This is a genomic window from Flavivirga abyssicola, from assembly GCF_030540775.2.
GTDB lineage: Bacteria > Bacteroidota > Bacteroidia > Flavobacteriales > Flavobacteriaceae > Flavivirga > Flavivirga abyssicola.
This window is the reverse complement of the sequence record NZ_CP141266.1, coordinates 3,440,524-3,460,438: the sequence shown is the minus strand read 5'-3', so window position 1 is coordinate 3,460,438 and position 19,915 is coordinate 3,440,524. Positions and strand designations below refer to the sequence as shown.

Genomic DNA, 19,915 nt, shown 5'->3' with positions numbered 1-19,915 from the left:
GAGGTTTAAAATACTTTATTCATTATAAATAGGCTATCAAAATTGATAGCCTATTTTCATTCAAAAAAATTCCCACCTTCACAGGAATAAAAAACGCTCACTTAAAAGTGAGCGTTTTATTTATCTCCTACTAAAATAAACTAACTAATAAAAATCTAGAGATAAACTATTTTTTAATAATGAGGATGACCTGTTATTTAAATTTTAACTTATAAAATTAAAAGACAAAGGGTATGTTGGCACTTCTCCCTTGCTAGCTTTAATAGCATTTACAATAGGAAAAACTATAGAAATAATCCCTAAAATTATAAAGCCTAATAAACCTAAGCCAAATAGCAATATTAAGGGAATACATATTATAAAATAAACAATTAAACTTAACTGAAAGTTTATAATGTTTTTACCGTGCTTGTCCATTTGGTATACTTTTTCTTTTTGTGTAAGCCATAATACTAATGGTAATAATAAACTACCAAAACCTGTTACCAAAGCTATTAGTTGACTTAAATGGGTAATGACTAAAAGTTGATTATCTTGTCTCATCATTGTGATTTATTTTTTGATTGATACTTATATGACGCTGTATTTAACAAAATGTTACAGCATTATCGATTTTCATTTTAGAGAAACAAGTTTACCTAAAAAGGGAAGCATTTAAAATGCTAAGTTATAAAGCTATTATAATAATTAATATCTTTAACAATCATTATCTAACTATATCTTAACAAAAGTGACCAAAACCCTCATAAATTTTTTATCTGAAATTTCTTTTTTTTCTGAAGTCTCTCAAGAATCCCTTCAACATTTATGTGATAATATTACTGAAGAAACTTATATTAAAAATGAAGTTATTTTCGAAAAAGATACTATTGGAAATTCCATGTATGCCGTTTTAAAAGGCTCGGTAAAAATTCATGATAAGAACCACATTTATGACACTTTAAGTGTTGGAGATTGTTTTGGTGAATATGCTTTGATAGATAATGAAACGCGCTCAGCATCTGTCACCACAATAGAAAACACTAAAGTTTTAAAAATTGAGCGTGAGCATTTTTTAAATTTAATTAAAAACGATAGCGGTTTTGCCCAAGGTATTCTATCTGTCATGATTAAGCGTCACCGCGAATTAGATGCGATACAAGAACGGCTAGCATCATCCAAACAAGACATAGAAATAGCAAATAGCAAAATGACAGGCCTCATTGACGGAGCCATGGATGCCATTATTATGTTTAACGACAACTTCAGAATTGTGCTTACAAATCCATCTGCAAATACCTTATTAGAAAATGATGACACGCTGCAACGCAATGTATTATTTTTCTTCGATGAAGACAGCGCTAGTTTAATCGAATCTATTGTTAAAGCAGAAGATGATAAAAAGCCAATAAACAACTACCTACCAAATATTGTAAAAGTAATAGGATCAAACGATACAGAAACCTTAAACGAAGGCACCATAAGTAAATATGGTACTAATACAAAAACCTTTTACACGCTCATTCTACGAAATATTGAAGAGCGCTTGGTTGCTGAAGACAAAATAAATCTGCTAACTAAGCAAACCCAGTATTTAGCAGAAGAAATTCAAGAACTTACCAGTAGCTATGGGATTATTGCCGAAGATAAGAGCATGAAAGATGCACTTAATCTCATTCATCAAGTAGCAAAAACAGACGCTACTGTTCTAATAAATGGTGAAACAGGTACTGGTAAGGAATTAGTAGCCAGAGCCATTCATAAAGAAAGTAACAGGAACGATAAACCTTTAATTCGCATTAATTGCGGCGCGATACCAGCAAACCTGATTGAAAGTGAATTATTCGGACATGAAAAAGGTGCTTTTACAGGTGCAACTATTAGTAGAAAAGGACGTTTTTTGCTGGCAGATAAGGGCACCATTTTTTTAGATGAAATAGGCGAAATGCCATTAGAGCTACAACCTAAATTATTACGTATTATTCAAGAAGGTGAATTTGATCCCGTTGGAAGCTCTGATACTATTAAAGTAGATGTTAGAATTATTGCAGCCACACATAGAAACCTTTTTGAATTTTCTAAAGAAGGAAAATTTAGAGAAGACTTATACTATAGACTTAATGTATTTCCTATTGAAGTTCCAGCACTTAGGAACAGAGGTCATGATATCTGCCTGATTGCTCAAGAAATGATTACTCAATTTTCTAAGAAGTTGAATAAGCCCATAGTTCAGTTATCTGAAACAGATGGAGTATTGCTTACTTCTTATAATTGGCCTGGTAATGTTCGAGAGCTACAGAATTTAATTGAGCGTGCTGTTATAGTTTCACAAAACGGTATTATAAATTGGCAAGCTATTATTCCAAGTGATACCAATTCAACAGACATAACAAAAGAAACTGTTACAGAAAAAATCTTAACATCCCAGGAACTTATTTTCTTAGAAAAGGAGAATATTTTAAAAGCGCTTAAACATACCAAATGGAAAATATCTGGTGCAAACGGTGCAGCAGCTTTATTACAACTCCCTCCCACTACATTAACTTCCAGAATTAAGGCTTTAGGAATAGAAAGGCCTGTATAAATTCACGATATTTCATAAATAAATTCACGATATTTCGTAAATAAACGAATTATCGTCACACTTGCACTAACACAAAAACATTTCAACAATCTGATTTACAAATAGTTAAATAGTTTGGCATGCCATTGGCTTTATACCAACCAAACAATAATGTTTAACAATTTAAAAATTAGAAAAAATGATTACAACAGCAAATGTAAAAAACGGAGTAAATGTAGATCAATTAGTAGAAACTATTGGAGCAGTTCAACAAAATCCAGATTTAGCTAAATTCGAATTCAGATCTAAAAACGATTGGATTGAAGGCGGACATTGTGTTTCTAACATCAAAGGTTTTTATGGTGTAGGGCAAGAAGATACATCTCGCGAGGCAACTTTCTCTATGGAATGTGACCACCCTAACGTATTATTAGGAAAAGACAAAGCAGCAACTCCACCAGAAGTTGTTTTACATGCTTTAGGCTCTTGTTTAACAGCAGCAATGACTTATCATGCAGCAGCAAATGGCATTGACATTGAAAGCGCAGAATCAACTTTATCAGGCGGTGTTGATTTACACGGGTTTTTAGGACTAGATCCGGAAGTACGTAACGGTTTTGATGGTATCAAAGTAATACTTAAAGTAAAATCGGATGCATCAACCGAGCAACTTGAAAATTTGGCAAAATTCTCTCCAGTGTTCGATATGATCACAAACCCTACACCTGTTTCAATTGAAATTGTAAAGTAGTGGCAAACAAAAAAATGACTACTCGAAAAACAGTAGGAGTAGTCATTTTTTTATCAATCAACTAAAGACAAATATTATGACAACTATTCAAATAGCACAAACAATCCCTCAAAGTAATGAAAATCTATACATAGGAAGAATCTACACTTCTAGTCATTGAACTTATCTTGACTTTTTATTTTTAACCGAAAATGAGATAAAATTTGTTCAGATGAGGCCTTTTTTGCAAGGCATAGCAGTGCTAAGAATAAAAAAAGTAACAAAATATGGGCGAATTTTAGCCATTTTTTAGGAAATAGAAAAAGTCAAGATAAGTTCATTATACAAGAAGTCAAAAATGGCATAGCAAAAGAAGATTTAAAAGATAATCATAACACTTAAAACAGACACTAAAGGATTATTTTAAAAGTTAACAAATAATCCTTTTTTCTAAACCAATACCACCAATGAAAATTTCAACACATAGCATATTAAACGCCAACCAAGCTGTAGCAAACATAGCATACAAAACAAATGAGGTCTTCCCTATTTACCCTATTACGCCTGCTTCAGAAATGAGTGAATTAGTAGAGCAATGGTGTTCAGAAAAAAAACAAAATAGTTTTGGCAATATACCTTCTGTTTTTCAAATGCAAAGCGAAGCTGGTGTTGCTGGATCTATGCATGGTGCATTACAAACAGGTGCTTTATCTACAACTTTTACTGCGTCTCAGGGCTTACTTTTAATGCTTCCAAACATGTATAAAATTGCAGGTGAATTAACCCCTAATGTCATTCATGTAGCCACCAGGAGTATTGCTACACATGCCTTATCTGTTTTTGGAGATCATAGTGATATTATGGTGGTACGCCAATCTGGCTATGCTATGTTAGGTAGTGCCTCTGTTCAAGAAGCACAAGATTTTGCTTTAATAGCCCAAGCAGCAACCTTAGAATCCCGTATCCCTTTTATTCATTTTTTTGATGGATTTAGAACGTCTCATGAAATAAATAAAATAGAAACAATACAAGATGAAACTATCCAATTTATGATGGATCAAAAAGATATAGAAACTCATAGAAATCGAGCTTTAAATCCTAACCATCCTGTTATTAGAGGAACGAGTCAAAATGCAGATGTTTTTTTTCAAAGTAGAGAAGCTACAAACCCTGTCTATGATATGTGCCCTGACATTGTTCAAAAACACATGGATACTTTTGCCTCTCTAACAGGGAGAGAATATAAATTGTTTGATTATGTTGGTGATTTAAACGCAGAACATATTATTATCTCCATGGCTTCTTCAACCGAAACCATAGAAGATACTATAACATATTTAAATAAAAACGGAGAAAAGCTGGGGTTAATAAAAGTTAGGTTATTCAGACCTTTTAGCACAAAACATTTAGTTAAGGCATTACCGAAATCTACAAAATCAATTGCGGTTTTAGACAGAACCAAAGAACCGGGTTCAACAGGTGAGCCTCTATATTTAGATATAGTTCAATCTATTTCAGAGGCATTTCAAAACAACAAAATAATGGCATTCCCTAAAATAGTTGGAGGTCGTTATGGGCTATCATCAAAAGAATTCACGCCAAGTATGGTTCAAGCAATTTTCAATAATATAAAACAAGAATTTCATTTTAAAGTTAGAGAGTTTGAATGGATTAACTATTTTATAAAGTTAAGCGTAAAAATTTAAAAATGAATAAATTCATATGAAATAATCGGTTGATTAGCTTATAAACACATAAATAATACTCTAAAAAAAAGAGCTTAACACCATTATGCGCTAAACCCTTTTCACATCATTATTCTCTAAAAGGCATAATTTACCTTTTCATATTCCCTCTCATTTGTTTGTAATGTTCTTCAAACCATACAGGTTGTTCAATTTGATTATCAAACATATAGTCCGCTATTTGCCCAATAACCTCTTCTGAATACGGTAATTTTTGCATGACTCCAAACCGTCTAACAGCTCCATACATTTTTGCGTCTTTTTCGTTGGGGTTTTTAATCCAATCTTGCATATCATTCACAAATTCTTCTTTTGATGTATCTGGAAAAATATATCTTTTTTTAATTGCTATCATTGGAGGGCCCAACCTTTCAGCTTCACTTGTGGTAGCATCATGACATAAATAGCAGTGTGTTTCCATAAGCTTTTTACCTGGATGTTCCTGATCATTTTGACTATAAGATTCCGTTAAATATTTACTCTGTTCATCTTTAGGCTTTTTACAGCTTGTAAACATAAAAGTGAATACCATAAAAAAGATTAATACTTTCATTTCACATATTTTTAAGTTAATTATTTTTCATTACCAGAAAGGGGATATCGATACTAAAGGCAAAAGTTTCAACCAAATGTTTATTAAACAAACGTTCTAAAAAAGAATGTTTCTCATCTACCATACATAGCATTTTTATATTATTCCTAATGATATACTTATGTACAACATCATACATATCTTTAGTTTTTACATCTATATAATCATGAATAGAATTCGTAAAATGTAAATTAAAAAAATCGACATTCTTACCTTGTTTCTGTACTAAATGGTTTTCGTCAGCAACGTGTAAAACATGTAATTTAGAATCGTTTTGAGCTACTAAATCGACTAAAGGTTTTAAGTGGGTAACATCAAATGAATTCACATTGTTAGGAGCAAAAAGCAATTTATTTAAGTTAGAAAAAACACAATTATCAGGAATTGCAAGTACTGGTACTTTACATCGCTGTATAACTCGTACCGTATTGCTTCCAAAGATCACCTTTTGCAATCCAGAAGCACCTTTAGTTCCCATAATTATCAAATCAACTTGGTTTTTCTCAGAAACTTGGTTGATAGAATCTATAAAGTTATCGTAATCAACCATTGAGTGAAAATGGTGTTTATCATTTTTATCACGCTTTTCTAATTTAGAAATAATGTTTGATAAGGATTTTTTAGCGGCATCGATTATGGTTTTATAAATAGTTGCAGATGATGCAACAGCAATCATGTCGTCAGAAATAAATGATGATGCTTTTTGCACATTTAGCAAATAAAATTCGCACTCAACATCCTTAAACAATGCTACAGCAAAATCAATAGAGTTCATTGAGTTCTTGGAAAAATCTGTGGGTAACAATATCGTTTTCATTGAAATACTGAATGGAATTTCAAGTAAATATAGTCTCACGGACAAAAAAAAACTATGACAAATGTCAGTTGTGATCCATTACTTACATTTACAATAAAAAGTTAAAAAATAATTTGAAATATTTCATTTTCGGCACAATTAATGTTAACGTACAATGTGCGCATATAAATTTTGATTTTTTGTAGTAGTATATAGGCCTTAACTCTCGAATTAGTACAATTAATCATACCAAAAATTAAATCAGAAATCTGGTTTAAATGAATAAATATTTTAAATGAAAATAATCTTTGTTTTTTTAGCTATTTTAGCTTCTGTCTTAGCAATAATGCTAATTGGACTTCTAATTTATAACTTAGAAATTATGTCCATTATAGCTGGATTAACATTTGGGTTAGTGGTATTTTACTTGTCAAAAAAAAGTAGCCAGGAAAAAAAAGTAATTCAGTTTACATTCTTGGTTACCGCTATAGTATTAGCCATAGCTGCGTATAAATTTATCTTCGATAAAAATGAAATGATAAATACCAATACTTTACAAATCACAAAAAACAGATTTTAAATGAAGAAGTATATTAAAAGCTTCAAAATTTTTAATAAAAATTTCATCTTTTTAGGTAAGTAATTTCTCCTGTATTTGTATATATTTGTAGACTAAAGCTTAGAATAAAACTAGCACTCTAAAAATTTTCTCTCCCTCGAAAATGAATTAGCTATTAGTTACATGTAAAAATCGGACTAAAAACGCATGAAATACTTTTATATACTATCGGTAATCCTTGTGGGCACTTGTTCCACACCAAAGTATACTACAAGAATCCAAAACCTTAAAGATAGTATTCAATTAGTAGATAGTACGCATGTAATAAACTACGCTAATACCATAACTACCAAAGAACTAAAAACACACTTATATAAATTTTCTTCAGATGAATTTGAAGGTAGAAAAGTTGGAGAAAAAGGACAAAAATTAGCTTCTGAATTTTTAAAATCATATTATAAAAATGAGAACATAAAATCTCCTTTTGGAGGTGATAATTATTATCAGGTTATTCCTGAAACTTTTTTTTCGAAAGGTATTAAAGATTCAGAAAATGTTTTAGCGTATATAGAAGGTAGCGAGTATCCAGAAGACATTATTATTATTTCTGCGCATCTAGATCATCTTGGTATTTCTGATAATGGTCAAATAAATCATGGTGCAGATGATGATGGCTCTGGCACTGTAGCAATCATGGAAATGGCCCAAGCTTTTAAATTGGCCGAAAAAGATGGTCATGGACCAAAACGTAGTATCTTGTTTTTACATTTAACCGCAGAAGAAATAGGTAAACAAGGTTCTGAATTCTATACACAACATCCCGTGTTTCCTTTAGAAAATACAATTGCTAATCTTAATATCGATATGATAGGGAGAGTTGACGACATACATCAAAACAATAAAGATTACATCTATTTAATTGGATCAGACAGGCTAAGCAAGGAGTTGCATTATTTATCTGAAAAAATAAATGCATCCTATTTCAACATAAATATAGATTACAGATATAATGCTGAGGGCGAAGTACATAAATATTACTCGCGCTCAGATCACTATAATTTTGCGTTAAAAGGTATTCCTGTTATTTTTTATTTTAATGGAGAGCATAGTGATTACCACGAACCTACAGATACGCCTGATAAAATAGATTATGATCTTTTACAAAGACGTACAAAGCTTATATTTACTACTGCATGGCAAATTGCCAATCAAAAACACCGTATCGTAGTTGACGAACACAATGAACTGTTAAATTAGATTCAAAAATTGCTATTCTATTAATTCATTTTTGTAATATCGTACGAAATATATTTTTATAAAATGAAAAATTTAGTAATTCTTCTATACACTACACTATCTGTAGTTGGATGCAGCAATTCACAAAACAAGAAGCTTTCAAAAAATACTGGCAATGTTATAGACTATGCCAAAACTATTACAGCAGATGAATTAAAAGAAGCTCTTTATATATATGCTTCAGATGAATTTGAAGGCAGAAAAACAGGTGAACCTGGGCAAAAAAAAGCTGTAGAGTTTATTAAAAACCATTATGTATCTACAGGTATCCAGTCTCCTATTGCAAAAGGTGATTATTTTCAAGAAATCCCTGCTTCTTATTTTTCCGGTGGTATAAAGGATTCTGAAAATGTTTTAGCATATATAGAAGGTACAGAAAGACCAGATGAAGTGGTTATAATTTCGGCACACCTAGATCATATTGGCATTTCTGGAAATGGGGATATTAACAATGGCGCAGATGATGATGGTTCTGGTACCGTTGCCATTTTAGAAATTGCTGAAGCTTTTAAAACTGCTTCAGATAAAGGTCATGGTCCTAAACGTTCTATTTTATTTTTGCATGTTACAGGTGAAGAAATAGGACTATTCGGTTCTAGATACTATACAGATGAAGACCCTATAATACCTCTAGAAAATACAGTTGCAAATTTAAATATAGATATGATTGGTCGTGTAGATCAAAAACATGAGAAGAATAGAAACTATGTATACTTAATAGGATCGGATAAATTAAGTAAGGAATTACATAATATATCTGAAGCGGTGAACAAGAAATATATTAATCTGACATTTGATTATACATATAATGATGATGATGACCCTAATCGTTTTTATTATCGTTCTGATCATTATAATTTTGCAAAACATAATATCCCTGTTATATTTTATTTTAATGGTACGCATGCCGATTATCATAGACCTTCGGATACTCCAGACAAAATTCAATACGATTTGTTAGAAACACGAGCGCGACTAATTTTCCATACAGCCTGGGAAATTGCAAATAGAAGTAAACGGGTAAAAGTGGATTAAGACATAATTATTTTACATCAGTAGACAAAAAAAGCCTTTCAAAAATTTGAAAGGCTTTTAATTTTGGGTGGATGATGGGATTCGAACCCACGACCCTTGGTACCACAAACCAATGCTCTAACCAACTGAGCTACAACCACCGTGTCACGCATTTTGTAATGCGTGTGCAAATGTAATTGATTTAAACTTTATCTACAAAGACTTTTTTAATATTTTATATAAAAAATGGCAGAAAATTATAACTATTTAATATCGAATAAACTATCAACCGCAATATGTCTTTCAACAGTAAAACCTTCTGCATGCTCCACCCCTACCAATCTTCCTAAATCTCTAGCTCTATAAATAATACTGTCTGTAAAGTTCTTGCTAGAAATAGGTGTTTCTGGTTCTTTACTATTACTATCATAAAACTGCGTTTTGTAAGCTAGCACAGATGCCATTTTTTTATCTATAAACCCTGATATGTCAACAGCTAAATCTGGTTCTAAATTTTTCCATTGTATATAATGATATACTTGCTTAGGCCGCCATGGGTTCTGCTGTTCTTCCCCATCATGAGTTTCAATTTTAATTAATCCGCTTAAAAAACAGGCGTCGCTAACCAACTTGCTTCCTTTTCCATGATCTATATGCCTATCATCAACAGCATTGCATAACACAACATCTGGTTGGTATTTACGAATCATTTTAATAATTTCTAATTGATGCTTTTTATCATTTATAAAAAACCCATCTGCAAATCCCATATTAACACGAAAATCGACTCCAAGTATCTTAGCCGCATCATCAGCTTCAATATCTCTGGTTTCTGCCGTACCTCGCGTTCCTAACTCGCCTCTTGTTAAATCTATAATACCAACACTTTTCCCATTGGCTACTTCTTTTGCTATAACACCACCACAACCTAATTCCACATCATCAGGATGTGCTCCAATAGCAAGAATATCTATTTTCATAACATTTTTATTAGTCTACTAATTAGTACTTTTATTTACTGAGTTTTAAAATCCTGAAAGCCCCCTGAATTACTAAAACAAAAACAATAGTTCCTATAATTAAATCTGGTTTGTTTGAATTTAACCAAGTTACTAAAACTCCAGCAATGATAACCCCCAAGTTAATAATCACATCATTAGACGTAAAAATCATACTTGCTTGCATATGTACTTCTTCTTTATTTTTTGTCTTTTGCAACACATATAAACAGATGCCATTTGCTATAAGTGCAAAAATAGAAACAATTATCATAGTTGAGAAATCTGGCAATACTTCTTCACTTAAAAATCGTCTTAAAACCTCAACAAAACCAATGGTTGCTAGTATAATTTGAAAATAACCTGCAAGTTTGGCTATTTGTTTTTTCTTAATAAGTGTTCCACCTACAGCAAAAAGGCTAATACCATAAACAAAACTATCTGCAAGCATATCTAAACTATCTGCCACAAGTCCCATGGATTTAGAAACTAAACCTGTAATCATTTCTATAATAAAAAAACAGAAATTAATCCCCAATACTATCCAAAGTAGTTTTCTTTGATTAACCTCTACGTTAAAGTGAGTTTGATTAGTCTGTTCTGTACTTATTCTTGTAGCTCCTAAATTAAGTTCAACTATAGACTTTTCAATACTATCAATGTCTTTTGTATGAAACACAAAAAGTTTTCGATTTGGAATATCAAATTCTAAATTCTTAATAGCCCCTATACCTTCCAACTTCATCCGAATTAAATTTTCTTCAGAAGGACAATCCATTTTAGATATCTCAAATTCTGTTTTTTCCACCTATTTTATTAATTATTTACGACTCTTAAACCCATATTTATTAAATATATAATAAATCATTAAAAACTCAATACTACTCTTACGTTTTCGTATTCATTTTCTATATAAAATAGCACTGAATTTTCATAATTCCCCAAAAACAAGGCTACTGGAAAAAGCATGACATTAATCATAATTATTAGCGATAATCAGCAGTAATTTTACTCTATAATTATTACATCACTAAAACTAAAAAAACAATTACAAAATTATGATCTACTTAATGCTCGTCATTTTAGTTATTACCATTGGTTTCTTTGTTTGGGGAAAGTTTACACCAGACATTGTAGCTCTCATGTCTATGATAAGTTTATTCCTAACAGGAATTTTAACTCCAACAGAAACGCTAAGCGGGTTTAGTAACCCAACCGTCATCATGATTGCTGCTCTTTTTATTATAGGCGAAGGAATTGCCCAAACTGGATGGACTGCTTTAGCTGGTAAAAAGTTTGTAGAATGGGCAGGAAAAAGCGTTCCAAAATTATTAGTTATAGTAACACTAGGTGCAGGTGTATTATCTGGTTTCGTAAGTAATACAGGTACAGTAGCCACTTTGATGCCTCTTACAATATCATCTGCCTGGAGCATAGGTACGCTTCCATCTAAAATGCTAATGCCTGTTGCTTTTGGGTCCAATACTGGCGGCTTACTAACGTTAACAGGTACGCCCCCAAATATTATTGCCAGTAATGCTTTGATAGATGCTGGTTTTGATGGGTTCTCATTTTTTGAATTTTCATTAATAGGGATTCCATTATTAATAGTGGCTTTAATTTATTTTAGATACATAGGCTACAAATTATTACCAAAAAACAAAACGAATAATAAGCCTGTAAATATTGAATCTACTTTACATAACTGGATAGAAGCTTATAAAATTGATGAAGGCTATTACAGATTGCGTATAAGATCGTTATCTCCGTTAATCAACACAAAAATTGAAGAATGGCAGTTTGAAAAAAATTATAATATCTCAATTATTCGATTAAAAAGAAGACATCCAAATGTTTTAAAAGGGATACATCAATTTGAAGAGTTTCCAAGCCCAAATACAGAGCTATGCTATCATGATATTATTACTGTAAAAGGAGATACAGAAGCCATCAATAAGCTTATGATTTCGTTTAGATTGGGTCTATTACCACTAGAACCTATTACAGATGAGTTAAAAAATAATTTAATTAATCAAGAGGTCGGTATGACCGAAGTGATCGTAAACCCTAACTCTATTTTAGTTGGTAGAAGATATAAATTAGGCGATTACTTTAAACGATATGGGATCCAGCTTTTAGCAGCATCAAGAAATAATAAACCGCTGCAAGAAAAAGAAATTACTGTAAAAGCAGGTGATGCTTTTTTAATACGAGGTACCTGGGAACATATTGATGATTTAAAGAAGCAACATGAAAATCTGGTTATTATTGGTAGTCCTGAAGGTATGGCTAAAAATGTAGAAAGCCTTAGTTCTAAATCTTTTATCGCTTTAGGTGCTTTAGTTCTCATGATCATATTCATGGTCTTTAAAATAGTACCAGGATCAATTGCGGCATTAATTTCTGCTGGTATCGTTTTATTAACAGGCTGTGTCCCTATTTCTAAAGCATATAAAGGCATCAGTTGGACAAGTGTTGTTATGATTGCTGCTATGATCCCTATGGGTGTAGCATTACAAAAAACAGGAACGGCACAAGTTATAGCTAATGGTTTAGTCGATTATTTAGGATCTATTCACCCTGTATTATTACTAGGTGGCGTATTTCTACTAACAACAACATTTAGCCAAGTCATTAACAACTCAGCAACAGCTGTTTTAATGGCACCTATAGCTATACTTGCTGCAAACTCACTAAACCTGTCTCCTGCTCCATTTATGATTGTAGTTGCCATAAGTGCATCAACGGCTTTCTTAACCCCAATAGGAACTACAACTAATGCTATGGTGATGACCGCCGGTGGCTATAAATTTATGAATTATTTAAAAGTAGGAGCACCGCTACTACTGATCTTTTTTATTATATCATTAATATTAGTGCCAATGATATGGCCTTTCTAAAAATTATTTATATGGACCCTTAAAATTCAGAAAAATGAAAAAAGCATCAAAAATTAAGACACATACAGGTTTAGAACAGTATGGCTTAAAAAACGTAAAAGTGAATTGGAACTTATCGCCTAGCAAACTTCAACAGATTACTGTTGAAAAAGGTATGGGAAGAGAAACTGTAAATGGTACTTTAGCCATAAATACAGGTAAATTTACCGGACGCTCTCCACAAGATCGTTTTCTGGTAAAAGACGACTATACAGCAAACAAAGTTTGGTGGAGTAAGACTAATAAGCCTGTATCCTCTGAAAATTTTGAGAAGCTTAAAAAAGAAATAATAAACTACCTGTCTGGAAAAGAGATTTATGCAAGAGATGGTTACGTTTGTGCGGAACCAGAATATCGGACAAAAATTAGATCAATAACAGAATTACCTTGGTCTAACTTATTTGTTTACAACATGTTTTTAAGGCCTGGTGAAAAAGAATTAGAGAATTTTAAAGAAGACTGGTTAGTTCTTTGTGCTCCTGGCTATGTTTGTCCAGACCCAAAAGCTCATGGTATACGTCAAGGGAACTTTTCAATTATCAATTTTACTCAAAAAATAGCTTTAGTAGCAGGGTCTGCTTATACGGGTGAAATAAAAAAAGGGATTTTCGCTGCGTTAAATATGATTTTACCTGCTGAGAAAAACGTATTACCAATGCATTGTTCTGCAAATGTTGGGAAATACGGAGATACAGCTATTTTCTTTGGGCTTTCCGGAACTGGAAAAACAACATTATCCGCAGACCCAAGCAGGAAACTAATTGGTGATGACGAACATGGATGGACAGCAGATAACACTATTTTCAATTTTGAAGGTGGCTGTTATGCAAAAGTTATTGATTTAACTGAAGAAAAAGAACCAGATATCTTTAGAGCCATTAAACCAGGAGCTTTATTAGAAAATGTAATCTTTAAAGATAATGGTGAAGTCGATTATAAAGATAGTAGCATTACTCAAAATACTCGTGTTAGCTACCCCATTTATCACATCGATAACATTCAAGAAACACTTTATGCAGACAACCCAAAAAATATATTCTTTTTAACATGTGATGCTTTTGGTGTATTACCACCAGTATCAAAATTAACACCAGGACAGGCTGCTTATCACTTTATCTCTGGCTACACAGCTAAAGTTGCAGGAACAGAAGCTGGTATTACAGAACCAGTACCTTCTTTTTCTGCCTGCTTTGGAGAACCATTTATGCCATTACATCCAGCTGTTTATGGTGAAATGTTAAGCAAGAAAATGCAAGAAGCTGGTGTAAACGTATGGTTAATCAATACCGGATGGAGCGCAGGGCCTTACGGTGTTGGATCCCGTATAAAATTAAAATATACAAGAGCTATGATTACTGGAATACTTAATGGTGACTTGGATAATGTAGATTATGAACAAAATTTTATTTTTGGCTTATACATGCCTAAATATTGCCCAGGAGTTCCTTCTGAAATATTAGACCCTATGAACACTTGGTTACAAAAAGGCGCATATATAGGCAAAGCTATTCAATTAGCTCACTCATTCCACTTAAATTTTGAAAAATTTGCAAGTCAAGCATCTGAACAAATTATTGAAGGTGGTCCACTAATTGACGAACATCATCACTTACACGAACACTTTTAATGGATTCTTATTTAACCTAAAAAGGGGGCTCGAAAAGAGCTCCTTTTATATCACTGATTTTTATATAGATTGAAAGCACTACAAAATGTAATGCTAGAGATCTTATTTCTCAAACTCAAAATGATGAAACATTACTTAACACCATTTATTTTTTTACTTACTATTACATTAAGTCACTCTCAAACTTCACCAGAAGACGAATTAGGTGCCTGGTATACTTACTTTGGAAACCACAGAATATCAAACAAAATAAGCATTGTTGCTGGTGGACAAATCTGGGCTTATGAGCCAACAACAAACCTTAATTTACTGCTTCTTAAAGGCGGCATCAATTATCACATAAATAGTAAACTAAAAGTTGAACTAGGCTATAGTTTTTTAGACATTGACAGAAGTATTCAAGGCTTGGATGGCAAACATGTATATGAATACAGGATATCTGAGCAAATTGCCTATAAACATAAGTTAAGTAATTTACCTATAGATCATCGATTGAGGCTTGAGCAGCGTTTATTTAATCTTAGGGTTGGTCATTCATCAAAAAATAGGTTAAGATATCGATTAGGAACAAAAATTAATCTAAACAAAACACTTTTCATCCGTGCAAATAATGAAGTCATTTTTCATCTTGAAAAAGACTTCTTTTCAGAAAACAGACTTTATGGCGCTCTTGGTATAAATCTTAATAAATCCTGTAATCTACAATTAGGCCATATGTACCGTTATATAAACGACTTAAATCTACACAGATTACAAATAAGCTTATTTATTAAAACGGATCACAGAAAGAAAAAAGTTTAACATTGATGTCATTGCGAGAAGATACGACGTGGCAATCTGTTCAAATTATAAAGATTGCCACAGCAAATAAAAATTTGCTTCGCAATGGCATTAATTCTTATACACTTCTTCTTAATTAACATCCTTTACTTAAACGTCCATGCGACAATACGCGATATTTTATTACCCTGTCCCATATTTATGATCTTAATTTTTTTGGCTCCTAACTTTTTTAGAGACACCTGCATCCCTCTTACCAAATCTTTTTTTGAGACTAATGTTGTAAACCAAAGACATTGCTCTTTAAACAGAGAACTTTCATATAAATAATTATGAATAAACGCCTTTTCGCCACCTTTGTACCAAAGTTCGTTATGTGTTCCTGAAAAATTTCTAACTATATCAATGTCATCATTTTTATTCAAACCTTTTAGTTTTCGTGTAGTCGCTTCTAAAGCTTCTGTTTCCGATTTATAAAAAGGGGGATTACAAATAGCTGCTGGGAATCTATCTGATTCTTTTAAAATGCCTTTAAGTATATTTGAATTATTAAGTTGGTGCCTTAGTGAAATCGAGCTTTCCAGTTTATTTTTTGATATAATTTTCTGGGCACACTTCAATGATTCTTCATCAATATCTGTACCTACAAAACTCCAGTTATATTCAGCATTTCCAAGTATAGGATAAATACAACTGGCTCCAGTTCCTATATCTAAAACATGTATATTTTCATGGATATTTGATTGTTTTAGAAGATCTTCTAAATGATGTAAATAATCTACACGACCAGGAATTGGTGGACATAAATTAGTATCTGGGAATTCCCAGAATTTAATATTATAATAAGCAAATAATAATGCTGTATTTAATGCTTTTACGGCCTTAGGGTCTGCAAAATCAATTGTTTTGGTTTGATATTGATTTTCAAATACAAATAGTTTTAAATCTGGATATGAAGCGCATAGAACATCTAAATCATATCCAGATTTATGCTTATTGTTTGTGTGAAAGTTTGAATTCGTTTTAATAGTCTTTGTTTTTATTTAAACAGCTATGCTTCTTCAACTGTATTTCCCTTTTCATCTAATGGTAAATAAGGGTTAAAAGCAATTTCCCATAGGTTCCCGTCTGGGTCTGAAATATAACTACTATAACCTCCCCAAAAAACACTTTCTGGTTGTTTTACAATATGCACCCCTTTTGCCTCCAATATTTGAATTAATTCATCTACTTCTTCCTTTGTTCTGGTATTAAAAGCCAAAGAAAATGCTTTAAAGCCATTTCCCTCATGGCTAACTCCGGCATCCTCTGCCAACTTCTCTCTTGGATAAAGCGACAGTAAAAGCCCATTTAATTGAAAAAAAGAAATATCGTCGTTACTCGATTTCATTTTTTTCCAACCAAATTTATTTTCGTAAAAATCATTTGAGACCTCTAAATCGTCCACTCCTAATCCAACTATTGTTAATCTTTGTTCCATGTTATTTTATTCTTTTTTAAAAAATTCTAATCCTGTATTTAAAACTGAAATAATCTTTTTAATTGGTAAATCTTCATTTGGGTTTATTCTAAGAATTTCAATTTGTTTATGTTTTGTTTTTTCTAAATCCGGATGATTAAGTTTTTTTCCTTCCTGCATAAGAATACTAGGCTTATTTGTTTCTTTATCAATCCATAAATAGCAAAATACCTTACCTCCATATTCAAAGCAAGGTATTTTATATTTTAAAAATTCAATAATCGTTTCATCCAGATCTAAAATAACATCTCTTAGTGCCAGCAAAGTACATCTATTAGGCTCACTTATATTTAGATAATATGTATCTGTTTCTTTTAGCATAATTCATAAAGCTCCTAATAAACAATAATTTGCTAGACTTTTACTGTTTTCCAATATCCTTTTTTAAACCAGATAATTGCAACAACAGCTATTAATATTTCAGCTAAAGTAATGGCCCAAAACACACCTGATGGTCCAAAATCTAAAGTAATGGCCATCACATATGCAAAAGGTAATTGTAACAACCAAAAGCACACAAAATTAATGTAAGTAGGTGTTTTAGTGTCTCCTGCTCCATTAAAAGCATTTATAACGACCATGCCATATCCATAAAAAATATAACCAGCAGCAATCACTCGCAAACATAAACTTCCGTATTTAACCACATCTGGGGTAGCATTAAACAATACGATTATTTGCGGTGCAAACACCAAATAAATAATAGAGACAAACCCCATAAAAATAGCGCTATATTTTCCAGTTTTCCAAACCGATAATTCAGCACGTTTAGGTTCTTGGGCTCCTAAATTTTGTCCAACTAAAGTCGCAGCAGCATTACTCATACCCCATGCGGGCATTAAAGTAAACATCATTACACGAATGGCTATAGTATATCCAGCTAACACTTCACTACCAAACTCACTCATAATACGCATTAAAAATACCCATGAAGAGGTTCCTATTAAAAACTGACCTATACCGCCAAGCGATACTTTGATTAAATTAAACATGACCTCAACACGAAGTACCAAATCTTTAATTCCTACTTTAATTTTACTGTATCCGAAAAATAAAATAGCTAATTGAAATATAACAGCTGTACCACGACCTATGGTCGTTGCAATAGCAGCTCCTTCTACCCCAAAAGCAGGAATTGGTCCAAAACCAAAAATGAACATGGGATCCAAAATAATATTAAGCCCATTTGATAAAATTAACGTCCACATGGCCACTGAAGCATCACCAGCACCTCGAAAAATAGCGTTGATTAAAAACAGTAACATAATCGTTATGTTACCCCCTAAAAGCACTTGAGTATATCCATAACCTTCTGCAATAAGATCTGGTTCGCCTCCCATAAGCCCTAAGATTTCCTTAGGGTACAGTATACCTATTACACTAATAATAGCAGCTACAAAGACCCCTAAAAATATCACTTGAACCGCTGCATTAGAAGCTCCTTTTATATCTTTTTCGCCCACACGCCTTGCTACAATAGCAGTGGCTGCCATACTTAGCCCTATAGCAACAGCATATATCAAAGTAATAACAGATTCTGTTAGACCAATAGTAGCTACTGCATTGACGCTAACTTTAGATACGTATAGGATATCTACAATAGCGAAAATAGACTCCATGAGCATTTCTAAAATCATGGGAATGGATAGCATAAATACGGCACGACGAATGCTTCCTGAAGTAAAGTTTTGTTCTTTACCTGTTACTGCTATTTTAAAATATTGAATAAATTGTTTTAAAGAAATTTTATTTGATTGCATTTTGATTGTATTAAATATAAATAATTACCAAACACATAGTGTGCCTAGTAGATTTTTGCTCGAGAGAACCTCGATAACGGGTACGGAAGTGAATTTAAACAATCATACTACAAAGATTACAAAATTATTTAAAACTACAAAATAGATTGTTAGGCTATATTAAGTGATTCTTATATATTCGTAAAAAAAATTGAAGATGTTAAAAGCCGTTATTTTTGACATGGATGGCGTCATTATTGATAGTGAACCCATGCATAATAAAGCATATCATGATATGTTTAATGAAGTAGGTATTCATGTTTCTGATGAGCTTTATCAATCATTTACAGGCCAATCGACTATTAACATTTGCAAACGTTTATGTGATCATTTTAATTTAACAGCAACTCCTGAATCATTAGTGGCTCTAAAACGAAAATATTACAAACGTTTTTTTGAAAGTAACTCCGATTTAACTTTAATTGAAGGCGTTTTAGATTTAATCAAAGACTATCATAGTAATGGATTAACTTTAGTTTTAGCGTCTTCTGCCGCCATGACAAGTATTAATCAAATTTTTGAACGTTTTGATTTAAATAAATATTTTGTTGCTAAACTAAGTGGCGGTGATTTAAAAGCATCAAAACCGCATCCAGAAATCTTTATTAAAGCCGCAAAAGCTTCAGGGTTTAATAAAGACGAATGCATCGTTATTGAAGATTCTACTAATGGTATGAAAGCTGCAAAAGCTGCCAATATTTTTTGTGTAGGCTTTGATAGTTTTCATTCTAAAAACCAAGATTATAGCATTGCTGACATGACAATAAAAGATTTTAAAGAGATTTCCTTTGATAAAATAAACGCATTAGTTCCCTCCTATTAATCTTTATTATTTTGTGAATTCGCTTTTTGAATGATCGCTTTTAAGCGCTCTTTTCTTAATGTTTCTTCAGATTTCTTTTTGTTTTTCTTCCGAGTCATCAATTTAGAATGCTTCGCTTTGTTTTTTGTATTTTTTTCACGGCCCGTTTTCGCCATA

20 protein-coding genes and 1 tRNA gene are annotated in these 19,915 nt (G+C 32.2%); 10 read left to right on the top strand and 11 right to left on the bottom strand.

All coding sequences use genetic code 11. The features are described from left to right. Positions 1-204: 204 nt before the first annotated feature. Positions 205-543, bottom strand: a complete 339-nt coding sequence (locus Q4Q34_RS14595) for a DUF4870 domain-containing protein (RefSeq protein ID WP_303316296.1) — start codon at positions 541-543, stop codon at positions 205-207. A 187-nt stretch (positions 544-730) separates the two neighbouring features. On the opposite strand from Q4Q34_RS14595, the gene Q4Q34_RS14590 reads away from it, so the two are divergent. From Q4Q34_RS14590 to Q4Q34_RS14580, 3 genes are all read left to right on the top strand, one after another. Further along, the gene (locus tag Q4Q34_RS14590; RefSeq protein WP_303315640.1) at positions 731-2,563 is read left to right on the top strand and encodes a sigma 54-interacting transcriptional regulator; all 1,833 of its coding nucleotides are present in this window, start codon (positions 731-733) and stop codon (positions 2,561-2,563) included. A gap of 178 nt (positions 2,564-2,741) precedes the next feature. Beyond that, positions 2,742-3,293 carry an OsmC family protein gene (locus Q4Q34_RS14585; RefSeq protein WP_303315641.1) on the top strand — a complete coding sequence of 184 codons (552 nt, stop codon included), beginning with the start codon at positions 2,742-2,744 and terminating at the stop codon, positions 3,291-3,293. Between the two features lie 446 nt (positions 3,294-3,739). Then, on the top strand, positions 3,740-4,978 hold the full coding sequence (locus Q4Q34_RS14580) for a pyruvate:ferredoxin (flavodoxin) oxidoreductase (RefSeq protein WP_303315643.1): 1,239 nt from the start codon (positions 3,740-3,742) through the stop codon (positions 4,976-4,978). Positions 4,979-5,108: 130 nt separating this feature from the next. Here the strand turns inward: Q4Q34_RS14580 and Q4Q34_RS14575 are convergent, their stop codons facing one another. Continuing rightward, positions 5,109-5,570: a c-type cytochrome gene (locus tag Q4Q34_RS14575; RefSeq protein ID WP_303315645.1), complete on the bottom strand. Its 462-nt coding sequence runs from the start codon at positions 5,568-5,570 to the stop codon at positions 5,109-5,111. A 16-nt stretch (positions 5,571-5,586) separates the two neighbouring features. Then, positions 5,587-6,426 (bottom strand): universal stress protein, encoded by an 840-nt coding sequence (locus Q4Q34_RS14570; RefSeq protein ID WP_303315647.1) that lies wholly within the window; start codon positions 6,424-6,426, stop codon positions 5,587-5,589. Between the two features lie 274 nt (positions 6,427-6,700). On the opposite strand from Q4Q34_RS14570, the gene Q4Q34_RS14565 reads away from it, so the two are divergent. The 3 genes from Q4Q34_RS14565 (at position 6,701) to Q4Q34_RS14555 (ending at position 9,295) form a co-directional block, all read left to right on the top strand. Continuing rightward, the gene (locus Q4Q34_RS14565) at positions 6,701-6,985 is read left to right on the top strand and encodes an FUSC family protein (RefSeq protein WP_303315649.1); all 285 of its coding nucleotides are present in this window, start codon (positions 6,701-6,703) and stop codon (positions 6,983-6,985) included. 186 nt (positions 6,986-7,171) lie between these two features. After that, positions 7,172-8,221 carry a M28 family peptidase gene (locus Q4Q34_RS14560; protein WP_303315651.1) on the top strand — a complete coding sequence of 350 codons (1,050 nt, stop codon included), beginning with the start codon at positions 7,172-7,174 and terminating at the stop codon, positions 8,219-8,221. 63 nt (positions 8,222-8,284) lie between these two features. Continuing rightward, on the top strand, positions 8,285-9,295 hold the full coding sequence (locus Q4Q34_RS14555) for a M28 family metallopeptidase (protein WP_303315653.1): 1,011 nt from the start codon (positions 8,285-8,287) through the stop codon (positions 9,293-9,295). 66 nt (positions 9,296-9,361) lie between these two features. Here Q4Q34_RS14555 and Q4Q34_RS14550 read toward each other — a convergent pair. The 3 genes from Q4Q34_RS14550 to Q4Q34_RS14540 all read right to left on the bottom strand — a co-directional run bounded on the left by Q4Q34_RS14550 (position 9,362) and on the right by Q4Q34_RS14540 (position 11,080). Further along, positions 9,362-9,435: transfer RNA gene (locus Q4Q34_RS14550), tRNA-His, on the bottom strand. Positions 9,436-9,537: 102 nt separating this feature from the next. Further along, the gene (gene bshB1, locus Q4Q34_RS14545) at positions 9,538-10,254 is read right to left on the bottom strand and encodes a bacillithiol biosynthesis deacetylase BshB1 (protein WP_303315654.1); all 717 of its coding nucleotides are present in this window, start codon (positions 10,252-10,254) and stop codon (positions 9,538-9,540) included. Positions 10,255-10,285: 31 nt separating this feature from the next. Beyond that, positions 10,286-11,080 carry a cation transporter gene (locus Q4Q34_RS14540; protein ID WP_303315655.1) on the bottom strand — a complete coding sequence of 265 codons (795 nt, stop codon included), beginning with the start codon at positions 11,078-11,080 and terminating at the stop codon, positions 10,286-10,288. Between the two features lie 250 nt (positions 11,081-11,330). Between Q4Q34_RS14540 and Q4Q34_RS14535 the strand changes: the two genes are divergently transcribed. From Q4Q34_RS14535 to Q4Q34_RS14525, 3 genes are all read left to right on the top strand, one after another. Further along, entirely contained in the window at positions 11,331-13,172 is a 1,842-nt protein-coding gene (locus tag Q4Q34_RS14535; RefSeq protein WP_303315656.1) for an SLC13 family permease, read from the top strand. 34 nt (positions 13,173-13,206) lie between these two features. After that, positions 13,207-14,838, top strand: coding sequence for a phosphoenolpyruvate carboxykinase (ATP) (pckA, locus tag Q4Q34_RS14530; protein WP_303315657.1), 1,632 nt, complete (start codon positions 13,207-13,209; stop codon positions 14,836-14,838). 123 nt (positions 14,839-14,961) lie between these two features. Next, positions 14,962-15,639, top strand: coding sequence for a DUF2490 domain-containing protein (locus Q4Q34_RS14525; RefSeq protein WP_303315658.1), 678 nt, complete (start codon positions 14,962-14,964; stop codon positions 15,637-15,639). Positions 15,640-15,764: 125 nt separating this feature from the next. On the opposite strand, the gene rlmF is transcribed toward Q4Q34_RS14525, so the two are convergent. Genes rlmF through Q4Q34_RS14505 form a run of 4 tightly spaced genes read right to left on the bottom strand, consistent with a single transcriptional unit; the run spans position 15,765 to position 18,897 of the window. Continuing rightward, positions 15,765-16,646, bottom strand: coding sequence for a 23S rRNA (adenine(1618)-N(6))-methyltransferase RlmF (gene rlmF, locus Q4Q34_RS14520; protein ID WP_303316297.1), 882 nt, complete (start codon positions 16,644-16,646; stop codon positions 15,765-15,767). Between the two features lie 23 nt (positions 16,647-16,669). Continuing rightward, entirely contained in the window at positions 16,670-17,098 is a 429-nt protein-coding gene (locus tag Q4Q34_RS14515; protein WP_303315659.1) for a VOC family protein, read from the bottom strand. 6 nt (positions 17,099-17,104) lie between these two features. Next, entirely contained in the window at positions 17,105-17,458 is a 354-nt protein-coding gene (locus tag Q4Q34_RS14510) for a DUF1801 domain-containing protein (protein WP_303315660.1), read from the bottom strand. A gap of 32 nt (positions 17,459-17,490) precedes the next feature. Then, positions 17,491-18,897 (bottom strand): MATE family efflux transporter, encoded by a 1,407-nt coding sequence (locus Q4Q34_RS14505; RefSeq protein WP_303315662.1) that lies wholly within the window; start codon positions 18,895-18,897, stop codon positions 17,491-17,493. A gap of 196 nt (positions 18,898-19,093) precedes the next feature. On the opposite strand from Q4Q34_RS14505, the gene Q4Q34_RS14500 reads away from it, so the two are divergent. Then, complete coding sequence (locus tag Q4Q34_RS14500) at positions 19,094-19,759, top strand: HAD family hydrolase (RefSeq protein WP_303315664.1); 666 nt, start codon at positions 19,094-19,096, stop codon at positions 19,757-19,759. Here the strand turns inward: Q4Q34_RS14500 and Q4Q34_RS14495 are convergent. Next, complete coding sequence (locus Q4Q34_RS14495; protein ID WP_303315666.1) at positions 19,756-19,914, bottom strand: hypothetical protein; 159 nt, start codon at positions 19,912-19,914, stop codon at positions 19,756-19,758. The genes Q4Q34_RS14500 and Q4Q34_RS14495 overlap by 4 nt on opposite strands. Between the last annotated feature and the right edge of the window lies 1 nt (position 19,915).

What these genes read in the sequence shown, in the direction of transcription:
- bshB1 (WP_303315654.1), bottom strand. Translation starts at nt 10,254, where the DNA reads ATGAAAATAGATATTCTTGCTATTGGAGCACATCCTGATGATGTGGAA.
- Q4Q34_RS14580 (WP_303315643.1), top strand. Translation starts at nt 3,740, where the DNA reads ATGAAAATTTCAACACATAGCATATTAAACGCCAACCAAGCTGTAGCA.
- Q4Q34_RS14505 (WP_303315662.1), bottom strand. Translation starts at nt 18,897, where the DNA reads ATGCAATCAAATAAAATTTCTTTAAAACAATTTATTCAATATTTTAAA.
- Q4Q34_RS14555 (WP_303315653.1), top strand. Translation starts at nt 8,285, where the DNA reads ATGAAAAATTTAGTAATTCTTCTATACACTACACTATCTGTAGTTGGA.
- Q4Q34_RS14570 (WP_303315647.1), bottom strand. Translation starts at nt 6,426, where the DNA reads ATGAAAACGATATTGTTACCCACAGATTTTTCCAAGAACTCAATGAAC.
- Q4Q34_RS14565 (WP_303315649.1), top strand. Translation starts at nt 6,701, where the DNA reads ATGAAAATAATCTTTGTTTTTTTAGCTATTTTAGCTTCTGTCTTAGCA.
- Q4Q34_RS14575 (WP_303315645.1), bottom strand. Translation starts at nt 5,570, where the DNA reads ATGAAAGTATTAATCTTTTTTATGGTATTCACTTTTATGTTTACAAGC.
- Q4Q34_RS14595 (WP_303316296.1), bottom strand. Translation starts at nt 543, where the DNA reads ATGAGACAAGATAATCAACTTTTAGTCATTACCCATTTAAGTCAACTA.
- Q4Q34_RS14585 (WP_303315641.1), top strand. Translation starts at nt 2,742, where the DNA reads ATGATTACAACAGCAAATGTAAAAAACGGAGTAAATGTAGATCAATTA.
- Q4Q34_RS14495 (WP_303315666.1), bottom strand. Translation starts at nt 19,914, where the DNA reads ATGGCGAAAACGGGCCGTGAAAAAAATACAAAAAACAAAGCGAAGCAT.
- Q4Q34_RS14535 (WP_303315656.1), top strand. Translation starts at nt 11,331, where the DNA reads ATGATCTACTTAATGCTCGTCATTTTAGTTATTACCATTGGTTTCTTT.
- Q4Q34_RS14515 (WP_303315659.1), bottom strand. Translation starts at nt 17,098, where the DNA reads ATGGAACAAAGATTAACAATAGTTGGATTAGGAGTGGACGATTTAGAG.
- pckA (WP_303315657.1), top strand. Translation starts at nt 13,207, where the DNA reads ATGAAAAAAGCATCAAAAATTAAGACACATACAGGTTTAGAACAGTAT.
- Q4Q34_RS14525 (WP_303315658.1), top strand. Translation starts at nt 14,962, where the DNA reads ATGAAACATTACTTAACACCATTTATTTTTTTACTTACTATTACATTA.
- Q4Q34_RS14560 (WP_303315651.1), top strand. Translation starts at nt 7,172, where the DNA reads ATGAAATACTTTTATATACTATCGGTAATCCTTGTGGGCACTTGTTCC.
- Q4Q34_RS14510 (WP_303315660.1), bottom strand. Translation starts at nt 17,458, where the DNA reads ATGCTAAAAGAAACAGATACATATTATCTAAATATAAGTGAGCCTAAT.
- Q4Q34_RS14500 (WP_303315664.1), top strand. Translation starts at nt 19,094, where the DNA reads ATGTTAAAAGCCGTTATTTTTGACATGGATGGCGTCATTATTGATAGT.